The organism is Gemmatimonadaceae bacterium, from assembly GCA_036003045.1.
GTDB lineage: Bacteria > Gemmatimonadota > Gemmatimonadetes > Gemmatimonadales > Gemmatimonadaceae > JAQBQB01.
Genome location: DASYSS010000046.1, coordinates 68,484 through 89,216, shown reverse-complemented (window position 1 = coordinate 89,216; position 20,733 = coordinate 68,484). Strand labels below are relative to the sequence as shown.

The window sequence follows — 20,733 nt, the reverse complement described above, 5'->3', positions numbered from 1 at the left end:
GAACGACTACGGTTTCTTCGTCGTCGGTGTGGGTGGCTTGGCCGGGGCGGGCTGTGCGCCTGCCGGAGGCTGTTGCGCAGGCGGCGCGCCCGCGCCGGGGAGTGGGACCTGCGATTTCGGCTGGTTCGCCGCACGGGTCGAGTCCGCCGACTTGCGCAGCTTTTGAGCTCGCTCGAATCCGCGATCGATGCCGGCCGGATTGACCGACGACTCGTACTTCGCGTCGAGGATCTTCTTGAGCGGCAGCGGAATCGTGATCGGGTTCGCCTGCCCGGCCATCATACGGTCGAGGTACGCGTCGACGCGCGAGGCGGCGAGACGCTCCTTTTCCGGAACGCTCTTGGCGCTGTCGGCGAGCATCTTGGGCTCGACGCCCAGCGTCATCTCGAGGTTGCCCACGAGCTGACCGATCGACGAGTACATGTTCGCCCTGTCCTCTTCCTTCAGCGTCACGTGGGCGCTGTCGGCGCGACGAAGCAGGACCTGCTGCAGCGTGACCTGTTTGATGAACGGTTTGAGGATCGAATCAGCGGCGCCCGGAATTCGCTGCATGACACTCTGCTGCGGCGGCACGGATTCCATCCAGCTCACGAAGTCGGCCGTGGTCAACTCACCGCCCTTGAACGTGGCGAGCGTCGCTTTGTCGCCGCGGTGCTTGGCGGGCTCCTTCGCGACTTCCTTGATCGCCGCCGGGGCGTTGTCCTTGACCTGGATGTTGGACGCCGCTTCGGCCTGCGCGAGGTACGCGCTATCGGCGAGGTGCGCGGAGATCTGCGCGTACTGCTGCGAGAAATCCTTTTGCGCCTCGGCGTACGGGAGCCGCTGAATGATGTGGAAGCCAAACTGCGTCTCGACGAGCTTCGAGATTTCACCCGGCTTGAGCGCAGCGGCCGCGTCGTAGAACTGCGGCACCATCGTGCCCTTCCCGAACACGCCAAGGTAGCCCTTGCTCTGCGCGGCGGTCGGATCGGTGCTGTACTTCTTTACCATGTCGGCAAAGTTCGCGTTAGTCACCTGCGGCAGCACCGCCTCGGCTTTCTTGCGCACGGAGTCCTTCTCCGCGGCCGTCGCCGGGATCTGCGGATTTTTATAGCCAATGAGAATGTGCCGCGCCGCGATCAGCCCGCCGGCGGCCTGGTTGTAGGCGGCTTCGCTGCCCGAATCGACCTTGAAGGTCTTCGACACGGAGTCCATGAACATGTTCAGACGGCTGGCGTTCGCCATCGGAGCGAGCGCCTGGTCGATCGCTTTCCGGTCGTTCAGCGAATCGCCGTGCGCGGCTGCGTACGCCATCTGCTGATAGCCGGTCCAGATGTCGGCGAGGATTGCGGCCGTTTCACGGTTGACGGGGACCTGAATCTTGGCGTTGCCAAGCAGGTCGCCGAGCCGGTTGACGGTCAATTCCTGCGTGCCGGCGCGAGCGACGGTGTCGACGTGCGCCGTGAGGGCTTCCTTGAGTCCTTCGCACGCCGCCAACAGCGCGCAGCCGGCGACGAGGCCGACGAGGTAACGAGATCGCATTCGGGAACCGGGGATAATGAACGAGTGAGTGAGGAACGAACTACGGAAGCGTTGTGGTGGACTTCGTGCGGCGACTTAGCGAACGGCGGGCTGAACCAGCCCTCGAAGCGCCCGGACGAGTCCGTCGAGCATCGGCGCGCCGCCGAGACGAGTCAGCTTGAGCGACAACGGAACCGCGCGGCGGACATCCGCCTGGAACTGCACGTCGTGAAACGCGGCCGACAGGCCCTTGACCCGCGGAACCGCGGAACCTCTAAACGTAATACGCGCCTCGTCGCCTCGCACCAGGATTCCTTCTATCCCCAAGGCGCCCCCAATGATCCGCAGCTGGGCGAGCGCGAGCATCGCGTCAGCCTGCGGCGGGAGCGGGCCGAACCGATCGCGCAGTTCGCCTCGCAATTGCTCGATTTCCGACGGTTCCTCGAAACGCGCAAGCCTTCTGTATACGTCGATTTTCGCGTCCTGCGACACGACGTAGTCGTCGGGCAGGTAGTTCGGAACATCGATCGTGACCTCAGATGGAACAAACTTTGGCGCCGAATCGCCCGACATGAGCCGACGGACGGTGTCTTCGAGCATCCGCAGGTACATGTCGAATCCCACCGCCTGCACGAACCCCGACTGCTCGGCGCCGAGCAGGTTCCCCGCCCCGCGCATCTCGAGGTCCTTGAGCGCGATCCGGTAGCCCGCGCCGAGCTCGGTGTGGTGCTCGAGGACTTGTAAGCGCCGCTCGGCGTTGGGGTCGATCGAGTCCGGAACCATGAGGTAGCAGTAGGCCCGTCGGTGGGAGCGTCCGACGCGCCCGCGCAACTGATAGAGCTGCGCGAGGCCGAAGTAGTCGGCGCGATTCACGAACATCGTGTTCGCGTTGGGCACGTCGAGCCCCGACTCGACGATCATCGTCGACACCAGCACGTCGATCGAGCCGTTCACGAACGCATGCATCACTTCTTCCAACTCCTTCTCGCGCATCTGACCGTGCGCGACGCCGACGCGGGCGCGCGGCGCGATCTTCTTCACGTGGTCCGCGTGCGCCTGAATCGTCTCGATGCGGTTGTGGACGAAGAACACCTGGCCGCCACGATCGAGCTCGCGCGCGATCCCCTCTTCGATGAGCCCGTCGTCCTGCGGCTCGACGTAGGTGAGCACCGGCGAGCGATCGCGCGGCGGCGTCTGCATCACGGTCATGTCGCGCAGGCCGGCGAGCGACAAGTGCAGCGTGCGGGGGATCGGCGTCGCGGTGAGCGTGAGCACGTCGGTCTGAAGCTTGAGCCGCTTGAGACGCTCCTTGTGCTTCACGCCGAAGCGATGCTCCTCGTCGACGACGATGAGACCGAGCTCGGCGAACTGCACGTCCTCGCTCAGCAAGCGGTGCGTGCCGATGACGACGTCGATCTTCTTTTCTTTGAGCTCGGCCAGCGTCGCAACCTGTTCCTTGGCGCTCTGAAAGCGGCTCAGCGCCGCGACGCGCAGCGGGAAATCCGCCAAACGCTCCGTGAAGGTGCGGAGATGCTGATCGGCGAGAATCGTCGTCGGCACGAGGACGGCGACCTGTCGCCCCGACTGCACCGCCTTGAACGCCGCTCGCACGGCGATTTCCGTTTTGCCGTACCCCACGTCGCCGACGAGCAGACGGTCCATCGGCCGCGTGGATTCCATGTCGGCCTTCACTTGTACTGTCGCCGTGCGCTGGTCCGGCGTGTCCTCGAAGAGGAACGCCGACTCGAGCTGCCGCTGCCACGGCGTGTCGGGCACGTGCGCAGGACGCGTCGCGATCTTGCGCCGCGCGTAGAGATCGAGCAGCTCGACGGTCATCTCCTGAATCGCGGCGCGGGCCTTCTCGCGTTGCTGCGCCCAGCGGCGGCCGCCGAGGTGATGCAGGCGCGGCGGCGGCGCGTCCTCGGAGACGTCGTCCGCCGAGCGATAGCGTTCCAGTTGGTCGATGCGGTAGAGCGGAACGTTGAGCCGATCGCCGCCCTCGTACTCGACCACGGCGACCTCGATCGTGCTTTGTCCGACGAAGATCGTCTCGATGCCGCGATAGATGCCGACGCCGTGCTCGAGGTGCACGACGAAATCGCCGGGCTTGAGGGAGAGTGTGTCGATCGTCGTCGCCGTCGCGTAGCGGCGCGCCCGGCGAATGCGGCGTTCGCGGCGAAAGATCTCGTGGTCGGTGAGAACGCGAAGCGTGTGCGGAATGACGAACCCGCCGTCGAGCACGCCGATCGACAGCGCCGCCGGCGAGGCGCGCCGGTCGTCGTCCGACAGCAGCTCGTCGAGACGCTCGGCCTGTCCCTCGTTGTCGCAGAGGATGATCGTGGCGGTGCCGTCGCGCACGAGCCGTTTGAGCTGCTTGATGTCGCGGTCGATCGGCTCGGGCGGCTTGAGCGGAAGCACGACGTCAGCCTCGTCGTCGGCCTCGGAGGCCGCGATCGTGCCGAGTCGGCGCAGCGCGGCCGCGGTGACGTCGGGCGACTCGAACAGCTCCGCGCGGTCGGTGACATCCTCGCCGCGGCGGTGCGCGAGATCGATGTGGTGCTGCGCGTCGTCCCATGTCCGCTTGAGCTCGGGCTCGAGATGCGCGCCGCGCGGAATCAGCAGCAGCGTATCCGGCGGAAACAGCGACGTGATCGCGCCGCGCTCTTCATCGGTCGCTTCGTGCCGGACCTGGCCGTCGACGGGAAGCACGAGCGCGCGGTCGACGACGCGACTCGAGCGCTGCGTCACGAGATCGAAGTGCCGCAGGTCGACGATCTCGTCGCCCCAGAATTCGGCGCGAACGGGCTCCGCCATCCCGAACGAGTACACGTCGAGAATGCCGCCGCGGATCGCGAACTGCGCGACGTCCTCGACGAGCGGGACCCGCTCGAATCCGATTCGCTCGAGGTGATCCGAGAGGTCGCGCAGGCGATGGCTGTCGCCCTTCTTGAGCTCCACGCGCAGATCGCGCAGCGCGCCAGGCATGCGCGTCTTCTCAGCGAGCGCGCGAGCGGTCGTGACGAGCACACGCAACTCCCCTCGCGACAGTCGCTCGAGCGTTTCGACGCGCTCTCCCGCCACCTCCATATGTGGCTCCGCCTCACCGAATCCTTCGCGCGGCGGGTAGAGCGCGACGGGGATGTCGGTGAGCAGCGTCTCGAGGTCGGCCAACCACCGTTCCGCTTCCGCCACGCCGTCGGCCGCGACCACGAAGAAACGTGACGGGAGTCTTCGAGCGGTGACCGCGAGAACGGCCGCGCCGGCCGAGCCCGGAAGCCCCGAAACGCGGAGGCGCTCGCCCGGCGACGGGAGCGTATTGACGATTCTTTGAAACGCCGGCAGCCGCTCCAGCGCGTCGAGCAGTGAGTCGAGCGCCATCAGGCCGCCGGACGAAGCGCGGCGCGCCGCCGAATGACGAGCGTTTCTGCGACGAGGAGAAGAAGAGCCACGATCAGCGCAGGCTCGATGAGCGACCGGCGCGCCGCGGCGCGGAACGAGAGCGAGGCCCACGTTCCGGCGTCGGGGGCAACGAGCACACGGTTCACGCGAAGCCGCTGCGCGAGGTCGCGGGCCGAATATCGGTCGAGCACCGACTCGCCAGACGGCGGCGCCACGACGAGAGCGCCGACGCGCCGGGCGTTGAGCGTGAGGAAGTACGTACCCGTCCGATCGGGAACGTCGAGCGCGTCGCCGATCGGCGTCCGCTGCCCGTCGGCCGTTTCGATTCCGTCGGCCCATCGAGGACGCGGCAGATGCTTGCCGGGCTCCGAAGCAAGGACCTGTCCCGGCTCACCGACGAGACGCTCGGTGAGCACGCCGCCCAGCCAGGGGACGAACGACGCGCGCACGGGAAGGTTGGTCGCGTCGGGGGAGATCGGCGACCCGGCGAGGACGTAATGTCCACCCGCGACGATCCACGCCTCTTGGCCGACGCTGGCCAGCGTGTCCGCGACCGCTCCGGTTTGGGCCGCCAACTCGTAGCGCGCGGTGCTCGTCACCCCGTCCAACTCCGGGCCGCGAGCGCTCGCTTCGCCGGATCGACGCAGGCCGAAACGCCACGGGATGCCCATTCGCTCGAGCGCGCGGTTGGCCGCGCCGAGGTGAACCGGATCGTTCGGCGCGACGATGAGCGCGGGCAGCGTCGTGAGCTCGTCGGCGCTGACGACGGCGATGTCGTGTCCGTCGACGACGCGCGACGACGACTTCAGCACGTCGATCGCGTCTTTGAGAAACTGACCCGCGCCCGGCGAGACGGTCACGCCCGGCGCGGGACCGATCCAGACCGCGAACGGCCGAGAGTTGTCGGCGGCCAACTCGTCCGGCTCCAGCTCGACGGTTCCCGCCAACCAGCCGCGCTCGGGCGGCGAGGCGTGTACCGTGACTTCTTCGTTCGGCGCGGCGGTGCCGCGAGCGAACGTTCGGCCGTTGAGCGTGATGCGGTACGTCGTCGAATCGGTCGATTGAAATCGCGCGGCGATCTCTCCGCGGGGCGTCCAGCGTGACGGTCGCGCCTCGGCGAGCGTGACGGCGCGATTCACCGCCACCGGCCCGTTCGGCACATACAGCACGATCTGCGCGTCGGCGAGGGGAGGAACGTTCTGCCACTCGGTGGGCTGGCCGTCGGTGACGAGCGCGATCTGTCGCGCGCCAAGCCCCGAGGCTCGCACGACCGCTGCCGCCCGCGACAGCGCGAGCCCCGGATCGCCCGCGCCGGATATGGCTTCCATGCGCTCGATCTCATCGCGCAGCAGCGCGACGCTGCCGCCGCGCACGTTTCCGTCGATCGTCACGATCCACATCCGGTCCGCCGACGTTGCGCTCGACAGCACGTCGCGCACCATCGATTTGAATTCGGCGAGCAGCGGATGCCCGTTCACCACGACCGACGAGCTGAGCGAGTTGTCGACGACGATCGCGAGCGCGGTGGGTGCGTGTCCCGCGCCGACCCATTCAGCCAACGGCCGCGCCGCCGCGAACGCGATGGCGAGAATCGTGAGCACGCGCAGAAACATCAACAAGAGGTTTCTGATTTTCAGGGTGCGGCTGTGTTCCTTCTCGGCGCGCAGCAGATAGCGCGCGGCGGGGAAATCGATGCGGGCGCCGATGCGGCGGCGCATCAGGTGGATGAGAAGGGGCACCGCGACCGCCGCGCCCAGAGCCAGATACAGCGGCGCGAGAAAGCTCACGGCAGCTGTTGGCGGACCGCGAACGCGCGGCGGAGCGGAACGCCGAACGGGGCGTCGGTGGAGACGACCTCGTAGCTGACACCCGCGGCACCCAGAACGCTCCGCCATTCGTCGATGACCTCGACGACCGTGTTCTGATAGGCGGCGCGAACGTCGGCGACGCTGGCGGGAACGGCCAACTCACTCTCGGGGTCGACGAAGAGCGCTTCGCCCGCCGCGGGAAGGTCTCGTTCGGCGGGGTCGAGGATGTGCAGGACGGTGACGTCGTGGCCCATCGCGCGCAGCGTGCGCATCGCCCGTTCGACGTCCGTCGTGTCCATGAGCAAATCGGAAATCAGGACGATGAGCCCGCGGCGGCTGATCAATCGGGCCGCCTGCTCGAGTGCCTGTGGCGCGCTCGACGCCCTGCCTTCGCCGGGTTCCTCGAGCGCGGCGATGACGCGGCGCCACTGGCCGTGTCGCGCGCGCGGCGGCACAGCGCTGCGGATTCGATCGTCGAAGCGGATGAGACCGATCGCGTCACGCTGACGGAGCAACAGCAACGCGAGCGCGGCGGAGAGCCGCTCGGCGTATTGGAGTTTCGTCAATCGCTCGGGCGAGCCGGTCCAAGCCATCGAGCGGCTGACGTCGAGCACGATGGTGGCGCGGAGGTTGGTCTCTTCCTCGTACTGGCGGACGACCCAGCGGTCGGAGCGCGCGGCGATCTTCCAGTCGATGTAGCGCAGGTCGTCGCCGGCCTGGTAGGGCCGATAGTCGGCGAACTCGACCGAGAACCCCTTTCGCGGCGAGCGATGGAGCCCCGCCATGAACCCGTCGACGACCCACCTGGCGACAATCTCAATGCGCCCCAGGGCAGCGAGGCTGGCTGGGTCGAAGAGGTCTGCGCGGAGGGCCTGGGTGCTCTCCATGGGAAGGCGGGAAAGGTAAACGGGGAGGGCGCCCGGTTGCCTAGGGACCGCAACGCCCATCTAATTCGTGGCGTAGGTGTAATAGAAGCAGGGATGGTTGGTCGGCCGGGCGTTCTATTAGGAAGTCGCCGGAAAATTGGGTCTTGCGCGGCCGACCCTGTGTATGCTTAATTGTATACACCTCTCTTTCGCGGGAGTCGCGAATGATGTCGCGTCGTCGAGTTGTCGCGTCGATCACCACCGTTGCGATGGCGAGCGCCGGGTGCGTCGCCTCGAGCGGCGCCCCCTCGAGCTCCTGGTTCAGCCAGGACCAGGCGACGGCTGCGGCGCCATCGGGCGCCGGCGAATCGTCGCCGGCGACGAGAGGCGGCGGATACGCGAATGAAGAGGGGCCTCGCGTCTCGATCTATACCGAGGTGGAGAACGCCGCGGGCTCGCAGCTCGTGCGCGCGAATTTTCGTCTCGAGGACGACGCCTACGTTCTCGTCGGACACATCGACGCCGACGGCGTATTGAGGATTTCGTTCCCGGAGACGCCGATCGACAACGGATTCACTCACGGCCGCGCGTCCTATCAGACGGCGCAGTTCTTCGGCGGATTCGTGGACCAGTACCGGGCGCGATTCTCACCAGGAATGCCCCGCCTCGACGCCCGGGCCGTCAACGATTCGTACAACGGCGGTCTCGGTTGGGTCTTCGTGATCGCATCGTGGCAGCCGATGCACTTCGAGAAATTCTCGACTGGCGGCTACTGGGATTCGTTCGACATCGACGACGCCAACTTCATGAAGGACCCCCGTCCTGCCGTTTACGAGTTGGCCGCGCTGCTTGCTGGAACGAACGCGTCGAGCTACACGGTTCGATTCGCGAACATTCGTGACACTCAAACGATCTACGGCGGTCGGTCGGCTTTCGCGGCGCTCAACGACGTGTACGGGGCGCAGATGTGTAGCGGATTTGGCTATGGCTTCTCGTACGGCTTCGCCTCGACGCCGTTCGGTCTGAGCTCGTTCAATCCGGTCTACCTGTACGGATACGGCCAGCCGTTCTGGTGGCGCGGAGCTCAGTATCTGTACGACTCGGGGTTCGATTGCTACTACCAGGCCGGGACGTCGCCCTTTGGTTACCGCCCCCGTGGATACGGCTACGGTTGGGGGGTCATCGCGCAGAATCCGCCCACGGCGAACCCAGGCACCCGTCTGATCGGCATCAATCAGATTCCGAATCGGCCGCACACGCCGCAGCCGGGACCGATGCGCCTCGCACCGGGTAGCGCGACCGACGTCGGCGGAGCGAACGGATCGCACATGGCGCTCGCGCCTGAAGACGGTTCGCCGCAGTACCGGACGCGCGGCCTCGTGTCGCACCAGGATCCGGTCGGCGCCGAAGTTCTCGCGCCTCGCACGGTCGGTCCTGAGCGCCGCGCGCACGATGCCGGCAACGGTTTCCAGACGGGCGGCATGGTGATTCGCGGCAACGGCAACAACGATTCGCGGTCGCAAACGAACGCGGGCAGCGAAGACGCGAATGCGCGTCGTGCGCCGAGCGCTCGCGGCTACGAAGCGCCCAACACGGGTGCGCGTTACACGCCGTCCAGCGACGCGCCTCGCGCCGCGCCGCAGCAGCGAGTTGAGTCGCCGCGCACGGAATCGCCGCATATGGCCCCGGCGCCTGCGCCGAGGGTCGAAGCGCCACGAATGGAGACGCCGCGCATGTCGTCGCCGGCGCCGTCCCCGCCGCCGATGCGAGTCGAGGCGCCGTCTGCTCCGCGCAGCGCCCCAGCATCGCCGCCACCGGCATCGCCGCCACCGGCATCGTCTTCGTCGACCGGGAAGCCGCCGGGAAAGAACTAGCTGGTCTAGTTGCTGGTTGGGGGAAAGGGGGGAACGGGCTGCCACGTGGCGGCCCGTTTTCTTTTTGGCTCGGTCAATTTTCGCCGGCGAAGGCTTGTCGCTTCCCGACTCGTCGCGGCGTCCCGCGACTCTCCTCCGTGAACGCGACCCGACAGCCCGAGCCGAGCCGGACACGACCGAAAAGGCGTGAACATCAATAGGTTTCACACGCGCGCACGACCCCGGGCGCGCGCCGTGCTCTTTCACCTAGTGGTTTCGGACCGCTTCCCCGACGCGACGAGTCTGAATTTTGAAGCTCGACCACATTCGCAACTTCTGTATCGTCGCGCACATCGACCACGGCAAGTCCACGCTGGCCGACCGGCTCATCGAAGCGACCGGGACGCTGCAGAAGCGTGAAATGAAGGACCAGGTGCTCGACACGCTCGACCTGGAGCGTGAACGCGGCATCACGATCAAGCTCAACGCCGTGCGGATGACGCACACCACGGCCAACGGCGAGGCGTACGAGCTCAACCTGATCGACACGCCGGGGCACGTGGACTTCACCTATGAGGTGTCCCGCTCGCTCGCCGCGTGCGAGGGGGCGATCCTCGTCGTCGACGCGTCGCAGGGAATTCAAGCGCAGACGCTGTCGAACCTGTTTCTCGCGCTGGACGCGGGACTCGAGATCATTCCGGTCCTCAACAAGATCGATCTCCCCGGCGCGGAACCGGAACGTCGCAAGCAGGAGGTGCACGACCTCATCGGCGCGAGGCCCGAAGAGATTCTCCTAGTGAGCGCGAAAGAAGGGGTCGGCATCGACGCGCTGCTCGAGGCCATCGTCGCGAGGGTCCCCGCTCCACGCGGCGACCCATCCGCCCCACTGCGCGCGCTCATCTTCGATTCGTACTACGACCGCTATCGCGGCGCGATCGCCAGCGTGCGCGTCGTGGACGGAGCGATTCACCCCGGGATGCTCGTGAAATTCGCCGCCGGCTCGGGCGAGTCGTACGAGGTCGCCGAGGTCGGATACAACCAGCTTCGCCAAGTCGAGGGCGATTCGCTCGGTCCCGGTGAAGTCGGCTACGTCGTGGCGAACGTGCGAACGGTGCGAGAGACGCGCGCCGGCGACACGATCATCGACGCGTCGGCGCCGGCGGTCGAACCGCTGCCCGGCTACAAGGACGTGCACTCGATGGTGTTCGCCGGACTCTACCCGACGGACACGACGCAGTACGAGACGCTGCGCGACGCGCTGGAGAAGCTTCAGCTCAACGACGCCTCCCTGCACTACCTGCCCGAGACTTCCACCGCACTCGGCTTCGGATTCCGCTGCGGCTTTTTAGGGCTTCTCCATATGGAGATTGTCCAGGAACGGTTGGAGCGCGAGTTCGATCTAGCCTTGGTGACGACGGTGCCGAACGTCGAGTACCACGTCTACCACACCGACGGCACGATGGAGCTGCTGGAAAGCCCGTCGAAGCTTGCGGATCCGGGAATCATCGCCCGCATCGAGGAGCCGTACGTCAAAGCGCGCATCATGGCGCCTGCCGACTACATCGGCCCCATCATGACGCTCGGCACGGAACGCCGCGGCGTCTACAAGAACATGACGTACCTCGACTCGTCGCGCGTCGAGTTCGACTGGGAGTTTCCGCTGTCGGAGATCATTCTCGACTTCTTCGACAAGCTGAAGACGATCAGCCGAGGCTATGCCAGCCTCGACTACGAGATGCTCGAGTATCGTGAGAGCGCGCTCGTCAGGCTGGACATGCTGATCAACGGCGACCCAGTGGACGCGTTCTCGGTGATCATCCACCGCGACAAGGCGTACGAGTGGGGGCGCAAGATCGCGGACAAGCTGAAAGAGCTCATCCCGCGCCAGTTGTTCGAGGTCGCGATCCAGGCGGCGATCGGCAACAAGGTCATCGCGCGCACGACGGTCAAGGCGCTGCGCAAAGACGTCCTCGCGAAATGTTACGGCGGCGACATCACGCGCAAGCGCAAGCTTCTCGAGAAGCAGAAGGAAGGAAAGAAGCGCATGAAGCAGGTCGGCGCCGTCGAGATTCCGCAGGAGGCATTCCTGGCGGTGTTGCAGGTGGATTGACGGAGACCGGTGGACCGGGAGACCGGGAGACCGGTAGACCGGTAGACCGGTAGACCGGTAAACCGGTAGACCGGTGAAACTGCGGTGACCCGTCCACCTGTCCACCCGTCCACCCGTCCACCCGTCCACCCGTCCACCCGTCCACCGGTCTAGTTCGTGCAGCGCTCAGACGCTCACACGTCTGACGGAGGCATGACCATGGCTTTCGAAACACTGCGCGATTTGTACGTCGACCAGATTCAGGACCTCTACAGCGCCGAATGTCAGATTCTGGACGCGTTGCCGAAGCTGATCGACAAGTCTTCGCACGTGAGGCTCCGCGATGGTTTCCAGCAGCATTTGGAGCAGACTCGACAACACGCGCTGCGACTGGAGCAGATCGCTCGGCGCCTGAACGAAGCGCCGCACGGCAAGACGTGTAGAGGCATGGCGGGGCTGCTCAAGGAAGGCGAGGAGTTCATCAAAGACGACGGCGACCAAGATGTGATCGACGCGGGACTCATCGCCGCGGCGCAGCGCGTCGAGCATTACGAGATGGCGGCCTACGGTTGCGCGCGGACGTTCGCGCGAGCGCTTGGGTTCGACGAAGATGCCGAGCTTCTCCAGCAGACGCTCGATGAAGAAGGGGAGACGAACAAAAAGCTCACGCAGATCGCCGAGAGCGTTGTGAACCCCGACGCCGAGAAAGGGATCGCCGTCGAGCGCGAGATTCGGTCGGAGCCCGTCCGCGAACGCGGCGTCGGCGGTGGCCGGGATCGCGATTCGGAACTGAGACCGTAGCGAGCGCGGGTGAGAGGCCAGCCTCTCACCCGATCAGCGTGCGAAGAATGTGGTAGCCCGTCGCGTGCGCCTCTTGAATGCGCGGGATGTGCTGCGACGGGGCGTTGATCACATGTTCGGCGTGCCCGTCGTGCGCGATCTGTCCGCCGTCGTACCCGGTAAAAGCGACGGTCAGAGAGCCACGGCGGCGCGCCTCGTCGAGCGCGGCGATCACGTTGCGTGAGCTTCCGCTCGTGGAAAACGCGACGGCGATGTCCTCCGGGCCGGCGAGCGCGGCAATCTGCCGCGCGTAGATGACGTCGACGCTCACGTCGTTCGCCAGCGCGGTGACGATGGAAACATCGTCCGTGAGGTCGAGCGCGCGGCGCGGCGACAGGCCACCCGCCATGTGCCGGGGCGGGCATCGCAAATCGGCGACGAGATCCATCGCGTCGGTCGCCGAGCCGCCATTCCCGAAGGCGAACACGCTGCCGCCGGACGCGAGACGACGGGCCACATCGCGGGCCGCCTCGGTGAGAATCGCGGCGCCGCGGTCATCCAGCATGCGCCCGCGGAGCGCGTTGACGTCACGCGCCTTCGCGACGACCGAAGCGGAAACGTCACGCAGAATGGCCGCCCGATCGGTCGGCGCGCCAGCGAGGAATGGATAGAGAAACGCCGAGCCGCCGGGGTGATTTTCAGGGCTGGCCGTCGTCGTGCCGTGCTCGAAGAACACGTGCACGAGCTCCCACAGCACATGGTACAGTGTCTCGATGCTTTCCTGGCGCGCGAATGGATCGTCGCTCGGCGGCTCGAGCTCGACTTCGGCGCCGAGGGATTCGAACGCGATCGTGAGGCATCCGCGACGTCGGCAGAGGGCGAGCGATTCGGACAACGCCGCCTCGAGCCCTTCGTCGCCGCCGAAACACATCACGATGTCGTCCTGCCGAGCGAGCGCCGCCAAGCGGTTCACGGCGCCGTCGATGAGGCCAGTCAAGCCAATCGCCGGCAGCGCGCGCTTGCCGACGATGACGGGATGCATGAACTCGACGGCGACGTGCCGCGCGTCGGACCGCGCAGCCGGCGATGCGCCGACCGCGATCAGCCGGCCGCCGCGGACGAAGCGGTCGGCCATCGTCGCGCACAGCTCGGCGATCCGTTGCGACTCGGCGGCGAAGAACGCGGCGTTCAACGCGGCCCGCGTCGCCAGCATTTCGGCGATGGGCGAGCGATCGCCGCCGACCTCGCTCGGCGGCGTGTTCGCCACCGCTTCGGCGACGCCGGCCGAAGTCGTCATGTCATCGCCGGCTGCGGGCGCGGCGTGGACACGAGCCATTGGCACCAGGCGTCGATGCCCTCGCCCGTGTGGGCGCTCATCAACATGCACGGAACGCCCGGATGCACGTCGGCGATGTTGGCGAGCAGCCTGGAGAGGTCGACGTCGAGGTGCGGCAGGAGGTCCACCTTGTTGACGATGATGAGCTCGCACGCGCGAAACATCAGCGGGTACTTGATCGGTTTGTCCTCGCCCTCGGTCACCGCGGCGATCATGACGCGGTGATCCTCGCCGACTTTGAATTCGGCCGGACACACGAGGTTTCCGACGTTCTCGATCATCAGCAAGTCGATGGTATCGAGCGGCATCGCCGGCAAAGCGGACCGAATCATGTTGGCGTCGAGATGACACTCTCCGCCGAAGCCGCCGTCGGTGTTGATCTGCACGACCGGGACGTGGAACTCGGCGAGGCGCTGTGCGTCGAGATTGCCGTGGACGTCGCCCTCGATGATGCCCATGCGCGGCGCGCCGTCGCCGACGCGCTCCTCGAACCGCGCCAGCGTGCGCTCGAGCAACGTCGTTTTTCCGGCTCCCGGAGCGCTCATCAAGTTCACCACGGTGACGCCGGCCCGATCGAAGTCCAGCCGGTTGGCGCGGGCAATCGTGTTGTTGGCGTCGAGGGCTTCCCGGACGACGCGAATTCGCTGCATGTGCATGAGAATCTCCTCAAGGCTGCGCTACATCGCCTTCATGCGAAAGTACCGGCGCATTTGTGGGATTTGCATGAGAATCGTCCAAACGATCAGGACGGCCACGACGATTCCGAGAATCACCCAGGCCCAGGCCGCTGATGACATCGCCATTCTCCTTCGCTCCATGGAGCTCGGTTGAGGTGAGATTTCGGACGATCCGTTTTACGACGGCGGCCGCCGGTTCGACCGCGGCTCGCACCGGGGGTGACAGCGCGACCAGGTCGTCGGCGAGCGCCTCGCCGCCCTCGATCGTGAGCGGCTCGCAGCCGACGATGACGAGCGTCGGCGGGACGCGGCCGAGCGCCCGCGCGAGTCGCAGCACGCGGACCGGATCCATCACGTGAGCGTCGAGCGTTTCGCCGGTCGCGTCGGCGTCGAGGTCGGGCTCGAGTACGTGGAGGGAACCCGCTTCGCCGCCGCGCGACAGTGCGTCGATCAACACCGCCGCGGCGAAGTCCTCTTGAAGCGCGTACGCCAGATCGAGGCCGCGAATCCCGAAGTCCCGGACCACTACGCCATCGGGCCACGCGTCGCCGGCGAGGCGGCGCGCCGTGGCGACGCCGAATGCGTCGTCGCCGAAGAAGATGTTTCCGATGCCCGCGACGAGCACGCGCGCGCGCGGCCAATCCCCCGAAGCCACAGTGTGCCCCGCCCGCGCGGCGGGTCCGCCGATGGGCTCGATTTCGTCGGAGCGGAAGAAGAAGCGGTGGCCGAGGTACCGACGGCCGCCGAAATCGAGCCCTGGGTCGTCGTCCACCGTGACGATGAAGTGCGGCTCGCCGTCCGTCGTGACGTCGATGGACTCGACGCGGGCGAGTCGGCCGGACAGCGCCACGTCCATGATGTCGCCGCCGGTACTCGGACGAAGGCGGATGCGAGATCCGACCACGATGCATACCCCGCGCACGATCACCGCGGTCGGACTCGGCCCTCGTAGCTGCTCCCACCCGCTCGATTCGCTCATGGTCTCGACTCGGCGAAGGAACGCTCACGAGTGACACCGTGCAGCCGCAGAAGCTGGTCGGGCGACATGCCGCGGCAGCGGTCGAGAATCTCACGGGCGCGCGGATCGGTCTCGCGCATCTGCCGTTGCTCTTCGTCGGTCAGACTCATCACGTTCAGCACGAGCAGCTGATCGATCTCCGCGCCGTCGAAGAAATCGCCTCGGCTCTCGGGCGCGACAGACGGAAAGTCCGGAAGGATGATGGGCGACGACAGCACCGTGTCGCGCCGACGAGGGTCGCCGACGAGCACCGGCCACGTTCCGAGGTTCTTGCAACCGGCGGCGAGCTCGGCGAACGGGTCAGGCGGGTCGGTGAGCGAGACGAACGCACCGCCGTGCACGGAGAGCCGCGCGTGCGTCGACGCCATGGTGCGCAGCAGCGTCAACTCGCGCGACTCGCCCGCCCATGCCGATCGGTTCGATACGTCGACGCGCACCCTCCACGTTCCCTCGGAAACGCGGTCCGCGGAAACGTCGACGGCGCCGGAGAGCGGCTGCCAGCGGCGGACGATCGTTCCGGCGAGCGATTCGTCGGCGTCGACGATCGGCTCCGACCGCTCCCCCGCGTCGATCTCGATGGGGGTGTGCGCCGGGCCGTCGCCAAGCCGGATCACCGGCGGCGCGACGACGCGCTCGGTCGCTTCCTGCCACGACACATGGGTGACGCCGCCCACCGTGATCGAGTCGACGAATCGGTCGCCACTGATGTCGTGTCGCAGCACGCGGCGCTCGACCACGTGAAGAAAGCGAATCGAGACATCGAGCTCGACCACGGCGTGAGGCTCGGCGGCGATCAGACATTCAGTGCGCATGAGCCACGGATCATCGTCGTGGCCCGATCGGCTGTAGGCGCGCGGATAGACGCCGCCGAATGTCCAACGGCGTTGATTCTTGAGAGCCGACCGGCGATACGGCCACAGGATGTAGCCTTCGTAGAGCACGCTGCGCGTGATCGACTCGACCGGATCCGGCGTCTGCGCGTAGGCCGTCATGGCGGCGACAGCTTCGGCATCGACGGATCGATCGCGTCGTGCGCCTTTGGGTTGATTCCGGTGGACCGTTCGGCGTTGGAGCGGCCGTCGGCGAGATGGCCGGCCTGCTTTTCGTAGTTTCCGCGCGTGTTGCCCTCGTTGATGCCCGCGACGTGCGATGGAGCGTCGGGATCGACGTCTGCCCTGCCCGTCCTCACGTTGTCGCCCATTTGCCTCTCGTTGTCGACCATGTGGCCTCCGCGGGTGCGCTCTTGTTGATGGATTGCGTGCCGCGATTCTCGTCGCGACGATTGAGCCGCCGGAAAAACGCGTCGACGGTGTCGCGCATCGCGTCGCCGCCGGAGATGCCCTGCCACGTGACGCGCATCGCTCCGGCGAGCCGATAGCATTCGTCGACCGGCACGATCCAGTAGTCGCGTGCGCCGCGCGTTCGCCGTACGAGCACCGCCTCGACGTCGGGCTCCAGCGTCTCGAGGACCGGACTCCGAGCGGCGATCTCCTGCCACGCGGGCAGCGGCAGCGACGATTCCGTCGTTCCCATCGGCCCGGGGTAGAATGCGACGGGCCGGTTGGCCGTCGAGCTGAAAAACATGAAGATCACGTCGACGGGGAGCTCGAGGCGTTCCCACAGACCGCCGTCGAGCAGCGATCCATCGAGCGACCGATAGCGTCGCGGCGCGAGGCGATATCGGCCGCCGGCGGCCGCGCGTCCGTCGAACAGAATCGCGCACGCGGCGCAGGCGCAGGCGATCTCTCGTCGCTCGATGTCGATCAGATGGCGATGATCGCTCGGGATCGGCGCCGAGCACAACTGACATTTCTCATCGGCATGCTCGTCGCCACGGAAAAGCGTCTTCTCGTCCTCTTCGGCAGGGTCGCGACGCCGCGCCAGCTGCACGAGCGACGGCGGGTGCGCCGAGCGAGGCAAGAGATCGTGGATCGCCAGCAGCTGCGTGACGACGTCGTCCTTCCCGTTCAAGACGTCGTCGACGCGACCCGGCCCGTCGCGGTGCGCGACCACGACGCGGGCGAGACCTTCGCCGTACAACAGCATCAGCGCGTCGATGGCGTCCATGGCGAGCGACCGCGCGCGCGAATCCGGCTCGCCCTCGAGCTCGGCGAGCGTTTCCTCGAGTGAGTGGGCGGTCGCCTGCGCGGCGACGTCGTCGAGGCGGACCGTCATCCGGTGAGGCCGGCCATCGGCGAGTGCACCAGATCGATCGTCTTGCCGCCGCCGACGTACATGTGCACGCCGCACGGCAGGCACGGATCGAAGCTTCGCACCGTGCGCATGATGTCGATGCCCTTGAAGCCCTCCCGCCCGTTCTCCTCGAAGATCGGCAGTCCCTGCACCGCGTCTTCGTACGGCCCGGGCGTGCCGTAGCTGTCGCGCGGGCTGGCGTTCCACGGCGTGGGCGGATACGGGTGGTAGTTCGCGATCTTCTTGTCGCGGATCACGAGATGGTGCGACAACACGCCCCGCACGGCTTCGTGGAATCCGCAGCCGAAGCCTTCTTCCGGTACGTCGAAGTCGGTGAACGTCCGCGTCCGGCCGGCTCGCACTTCCTCCATCGCCTTCTCGTAGAAGAAGACGGCGAGCGCACCCGCGTAAGCGACGAAGTAGATCCGCGCGCGATCACGCTCGATCGTGTTCGCCCACTGCGGCACCTTCCACTCGAACTCCATCTCCGGGAACTTGGCGCTCTTCGGGAGTAGGATGCGCACGCTGTTCCCCGTCGCCTTGACGAACGGCGTGTCGACGAGACCGGCGAGAGCGGTCGCCCACAGCCGCGCCAACGCGCCGCCGCCGGTATCGAGCGCGAGGAGCGTGTCTGTCCGGCTGTCGTGCCACCGCGGGCTCATCACCCAGCTGTACTTGCCGTCGAAGTCGCGTTTTTGCGGATGCGGCAGCGTGGTCTGGTTCCACGGATGCCGCCGGTCCACACGGTTTCCCAACGGGTCGTGCGTGACGAACATCGTCTCCTGCTCCCAGTCGTCGTAGTACGAGCTGCCGAGCAGAATCCGGATGCCGAGGTTGATGTCGACGAGATCGGTCGTGACGAGCTTGCCGTCGACGACGACGCCGGGCGTCACGTACATCGCCCGCCCCCACTCGGTCATTCGCCGATAGTCGTAGTCGCAGACGTCCGGGTTTTGGAACGAGCCCCAGCATCCCAGCAGGGTGCGCCGGAGGCCGACCTTCTCGTAGCCCGGCAGCGCGTCGTAAAAGAAGTCGAACAGATCGTCGTTGAGAGGCACGGCTCGCTTCACGAAATCCAGCGTGCGAATCAGGCGCACGAAGTAGTCGCTGAATACCTGCGGCGACGCGACGGTGCCCACGCCGCCGGGATACAGCGTCGACGGATGCACGTGTCTGCCTTCCATGAGGCAGATCATCTCGCGCGTCGTGCGGCTCACCTGGAGCGCCTCGAGGTACATCGGCCCGGTAAACGGGTTGAAGGCGCGCATGATGTCGGCGATCGTGCGGAACCCGTGGATGTCGGCGTGCGGAGCCGCCGTCTTTTCCGCTTTGGCGAGCAGTGACGGATTCGTTTCCTTCACCATCTGCTCGCAGTAGTCGACGAACACCAGGTTGTCCTGGAAGATCGTGTGGTCGAACATGTACTCGGCGGCTTCGCCGAGGTTGATGATCCACTCGGCAAGCGGCGGCGGCTTGACGCCATAGGCCATGTTCTGGGCGTATACCGAGCACGTCGCGTGATTATCGCCGCAGATCCCGCAGATGCGGCTCGTGATGAAGTGAGCGTCGCGCGGATCCTTTCCCTTCATGAACACGCTGTAGCCACGGAACATCGACGACGTGCTGTAGCACTCCGCGACTTCACGATTCTCGAAGTCTATTTTCGTGTAGATACCGAGATTGCCGACGATCCGGGTGATCGGATCCCAGTGCATCTCGACCAGGTTGCGCTTCTTCGTGCCCACGGGTTCCCGCGTCGCGGTTGCCATCGCTGCCTCTCCTCTAGCGGTTCATGTAGCGCGGGTTGAATCCGGTCGTGAGCTCGCCGCGGTTGTGACGCCACTTCGGCTCGTGATTGACCGTGTTGTTCGTGATCGCGCGCAGTCGACGAAGCACGCCACCCCAACTCGTCGCGACGCCGGTCGACACCACGGCACCCGGCGGCTCATCCATGAAGGGCATGAACTTGTCGGGAAATCCCGGCATCGTGCAGCCGATGCAAATGCCGCCCACGTTCGGGCAGCCGCCGAGGTTGTTCATCCAACCGCGCTTGGTGACGTTGCAGTTCACGACCGGGCCCCAGCAGCCGGCCTTCACGAGACACTTCGGCGACGTGTAGTCGCGCGCGAAATCGCCTTGCTCGTAGTAGCCCGCGCGGTCGCAGCCTTCGTGAACCGTCTTGCCGAAGAGCCACGTCGGTCTCAAACATTCGTCGAGCGGGATCGTGGGCGACTTACCCGCGGCCTGATAGAGAAGCCAGAGCAGCGTCTCCATGAAGTTGTCGGGCTGCACCGGACAGCCCGGCACGTTGACGATCGGTAGACCGCCCGCCGAGCGAAAATCCCAACCGAGATAGTCGGCGAGGCCCATGCAGCCCGTCGGATTGCCGGCCATCGCGTGAATGCCGCCGTACGTCGCGCACGTGCCGACGGCGACCACGCCCCAGGCGCGCGGCGCGAGCTCGTCGATCCAAGTCGTGAGCTTCTTCGGTTGCCCGGTCGCCGGGTCGACGCCGAATCCGGTCCAGTAGCCGTCGCCGTCGATCTTCTCGTTCGGAATCGAGCCTTCGATCACGAGAACGAACGGCGTCGGCAGCTCGCCTCGCGCGGCCTGCCAGAACGGGACCATGTAGTCGTCGCCCGTTTCCGTCGCGAGCACCTTGTTGTGGAGGTGCACCTTCGGAAGGCCGGGCACCAACCCGAGCAGCACGTCCTCCAGGCTCGGCTGGGAGGCCGCCGTGATCGACACGGTGTCGCCGTCGCAACTCATGCCTTCGGAGATCCACAAGACGTGAAGCTCGGTCACACCTTTGGTCGCATCGCCCTTTTGGCCCGTGGGCATCGGCGGCGCCCCGTTCCCCGTCAACGGCATTTCGTCATTCCTCCGTTTCAATCCAATCGACCAGCATCTCCTCACCCCTCGTGACTCGCACGTCCGTCGTCCGACATCGGTCGCACACGAGCGGGAACGCGTGTGGCTCGCTCTCGACGGCGCACGTCGCGCACCACACCGCCGCCGGCACCGGCTCGATCTCGAGCTCAGCGCCGTCGAGCGGCGTGTCCTTCGCGACGAGCGCGAAACTGAAGCGGAGCGACGACGGGACGACCTGGCGCAAGTGGCCGATGCGCATTCCGACCCGCGACACGCGTTGACCCGTGGTCTGTTCCGCGAGCATCGACACCACCGCGTCCGCGATCGCGAGCTCGTGCATCGG

16 protein-coding genes are annotated in these 20,733 nt (G+C 66.4%); 3 read left to right on the top strand and 13 right to left on the bottom strand.

The features are described 5' to 3' along the window. Positions 1-6: 6 nt before the first annotated feature. From VGQ44_11860 to VGQ44_11845, 4 genes are all read right to left on the bottom strand, one after another. On the bottom strand, positions 7-1,521 hold the full coding sequence (locus VGQ44_11860) for a peptidylprolyl isomerase (protein ID HEV8447513.1): 1,515 nt from the start codon (positions 1,519-1,521) through the stop codon (positions 7-9). A gap of 75 nt (positions 1,522-1,596) precedes the next feature. Continuing rightward, on the bottom strand, positions 1,597-4,878 hold the full coding sequence (gene mfd, locus VGQ44_11855) for a transcription-repair coupling factor (GenBank protein HEV8447512.1): 3,282 nt from the start codon (positions 4,876-4,878) through the stop codon (positions 1,597-1,599). Further along, the gene (locus VGQ44_11850; GenBank protein ID HEV8447511.1) at positions 4,878-6,686 is read right to left on the bottom strand and encodes a BatA and WFA domain-containing protein; all 1,809 of its coding nucleotides are present in this window, start codon (positions 6,684-6,686) and stop codon (positions 4,878-4,880) included. The genes mfd and VGQ44_11850 overlap by 1 nt, the downstream gene beginning before the upstream one ends. Then, positions 6,683-7,594 carry a DUF58 domain-containing protein gene (locus tag VGQ44_11845; protein ID HEV8447510.1) on the bottom strand — a complete coding sequence of 304 codons (912 nt, stop codon included), beginning with the start codon at positions 7,592-7,594 and terminating at the stop codon, positions 6,683-6,685. The genes VGQ44_11850 and VGQ44_11845 overlap by 4 nt, the downstream gene beginning before the upstream one ends. A gap of 203 nt (positions 7,595-7,797) precedes the next feature. Between VGQ44_11845 and VGQ44_11840 the strand changes: the two genes are divergently transcribed. The 3 genes from VGQ44_11840 (at position 7,798) to VGQ44_11830 (ending at position 12,316) form a co-directional block, all read left to right on the top strand. Then, entirely contained in the window at positions 7,798-9,447 is a 1,650-nt protein-coding gene (locus tag VGQ44_11840) for a hypothetical protein (protein ID HEV8447509.1), read from the top strand. Positions 9,448-9,736: 289 nt separating this feature from the next. Further along, positions 9,737-11,536, top strand: a complete 1,800-nt coding sequence (gene lepA / locus VGQ44_11835) for a translation elongation factor 4 (protein HEV8447508.1) — start codon at positions 9,737-9,739, stop codon at positions 11,534-11,536. Positions 11,537-11,734: 198 nt separating this feature from the next. Then, positions 11,735-12,316 (top strand): ferritin-like domain-containing protein, encoded by a 582-nt coding sequence (locus tag VGQ44_11830; GenBank protein ID HEV8447507.1) that lies wholly within the window; start codon positions 11,735-11,737, stop codon positions 12,314-12,316. 25 nt (positions 12,317-12,341) lie between these two features. Here VGQ44_11830 and VGQ44_11825 read toward each other — a convergent pair whose 3' ends face one another. From VGQ44_11825 to VGQ44_11785, 9 genes are read right to left on the bottom strand one after another with little or no spacing between them, the layout of a single operon-like run. After that, on the bottom strand, positions 12,342-13,592 hold the full coding sequence (locus VGQ44_11825) for an SIS domain-containing protein (GenBank protein HEV8447506.1): 1,251 nt from the start codon (positions 13,590-13,592) through the stop codon (positions 12,342-12,344). Beyond that, entirely contained in the window at positions 13,589-14,287 is a 699-nt protein-coding gene (gene hypB, locus VGQ44_11820) for a hydrogenase nickel incorporation protein HypB (protein HEV8447505.1), read from the bottom strand. The genes VGQ44_11825 and hypB overlap by 4 nt, the downstream gene beginning before the upstream one ends. 10 nt (positions 14,288-14,297) lie before the next feature. Beyond that, entirely contained in the window at positions 14,298-15,287 is a 990-nt protein-coding gene (locus tag VGQ44_11815) for a hydrogenase maturation protease (GenBank protein HEV8447504.1), read from the bottom strand. Next, entirely contained in the window at positions 15,284-16,318 is a 1,035-nt protein-coding gene (locus VGQ44_11810; GenBank protein ID HEV8447503.1) for a hypothetical protein, read from the bottom strand. Before VGQ44_11810 ends, VGQ44_11815 begins: the two co-directional genes overlap by 4 nt. After that, positions 16,315-16,548, bottom strand: coding sequence for a hypothetical protein (locus tag VGQ44_11805; protein ID HEV8447502.1), 234 nt, complete (start codon positions 16,546-16,548; stop codon positions 16,315-16,317). The genes VGQ44_11810 and VGQ44_11805 overlap by 4 nt, the downstream gene beginning before the upstream one ends. Then, positions 16,512-17,501 carry a DUF5947 family protein gene (locus VGQ44_11800; protein ID HEV8447501.1) on the bottom strand — a complete coding sequence of 330 codons (990 nt, stop codon included), beginning with the start codon at positions 17,499-17,501 and terminating at the stop codon, positions 16,512-16,514. The genes VGQ44_11805 and VGQ44_11800 overlap by 37 nt, the downstream gene beginning before the upstream one ends. After that, positions 17,498-19,288, bottom strand: coding sequence for a nickel-dependent hydrogenase large subunit (locus tag VGQ44_11795; protein HEV8447500.1), 1,791 nt, complete (start codon positions 19,286-19,288; stop codon positions 17,498-17,500). Before VGQ44_11795 ends, VGQ44_11800 begins: the two co-directional genes overlap by 4 nt. A gap of 13 nt (positions 19,289-19,301) precedes the next feature. Continuing rightward, complete coding sequence (locus tag VGQ44_11790) at positions 19,302-20,360, bottom strand: hypothetical protein (protein ID HEV8447499.1); 1,059 nt, start codon at positions 20,358-20,360, stop codon at positions 19,302-19,304. Positions 20,361-20,394: 34 nt separating this feature from the next. Then, the gene (locus VGQ44_11785; GenBank protein ID HEV8447498.1) at positions 20,395-20,730 is read right to left on the bottom strand and encodes a hydrogenase maturation nickel metallochaperone HypA; all 336 of its coding nucleotides are present in this window, start codon (positions 20,728-20,730) and stop codon (positions 20,395-20,397) included. Positions 20,731-20,733 lie beyond the last annotated feature (3 nt).

What these genes read in the sequence shown, in the direction of transcription:
- VGQ44_11860 (HEV8447513.1), bottom strand. Translation starts at nt 1,521, where the DNA reads ATGCGATCTCGTTACCTCGTCGGCCTCGTCGCCGGCTGCGCGCTGTTG.
- mfd (HEV8447512.1), bottom strand. Translation starts at nt 4,878, where the DNA reads ATGGCGCTCGACTCACTGCTCGACGCGCTGGAGCGGCTGCCGGCGTTT.
- VGQ44_11845 (HEV8447510.1), bottom strand. Translation starts at nt 7,594, where the DNA reads ATGGAGAGCACCCAGGCCCTCCGCGCAGACCTCTTCGACCCAGCCAGC.
- VGQ44_11840 (HEV8447509.1), top strand. Translation starts at nt 7,798, where the DNA reads ATGATGTCGCGTCGTCGAGTTGTCGCGTCGATCACCACCGTTGCGATG.
- VGQ44_11830 (HEV8447507.1), top strand. Translation starts at nt 11,735, where the DNA reads ATGGCTTTCGAAACACTGCGCGATTTGTACGTCGACCAGATTCAGGAC.
- VGQ44_11825 (HEV8447506.1), bottom strand. Translation starts at nt 13,592, where the DNA reads ATGACGACTTCGGCCGGCGTCGCCGAAGCGGTGGCGAACACGCCGCCG.
- hypB (HEV8447505.1), bottom strand. Translation starts at nt 14,287, where the DNA reads ATGCACATGCAGCGAATTCGCGTCGTCCGGGAAGCCCTCGACGCCAAC.
- VGQ44_11815 (HEV8447504.1), bottom strand. Translation starts at nt 15,287, where the DNA reads ATGAGCGAATCGAGCGGGTGGGAGCAGCTACGAGGGCCGAGTCCGACC.
- VGQ44_11810 (HEV8447503.1), bottom strand. Translation starts at nt 16,318, where the DNA reads ATGACGGCCTACGCGCAGACGCCGGATCCGGTCGAGTCGATCACGCGC.
- VGQ44_11805 (HEV8447502.1), bottom strand. Translation starts at nt 16,548, where the DNA reads ATGGTCGACAACGAGAGGCAAATGGGCGACAACGTGAGGACGGGCAGG.
- VGQ44_11800 (HEV8447501.1), bottom strand. Translation starts at nt 17,501, where the DNA reads ATGACGGTCCGCCTCGACGACGTCGCCGCGCAGGCGACCGCCCACTCA.
- VGQ44_11795 (HEV8447500.1), bottom strand. Translation starts at nt 19,288, where the DNA reads ATGGCAACCGCGACGCGGGAACCCGTGGGCACGAAGAAGCGCAACCTG.
- VGQ44_11790 (HEV8447499.1), bottom strand. Translation starts at nt 20,360, where the DNA reads ATGCCCACGGGCCAAAAGGGCGATGCGACCAAAGGTGTGACCGAGCTT.
- VGQ44_11785 (HEV8447498.1), bottom strand. Translation starts at nt 20,730, where the DNA reads ATGCACGAGCTCGCGATCGCGGACGCGGTGGTGTCGATGCTCGCGGAA.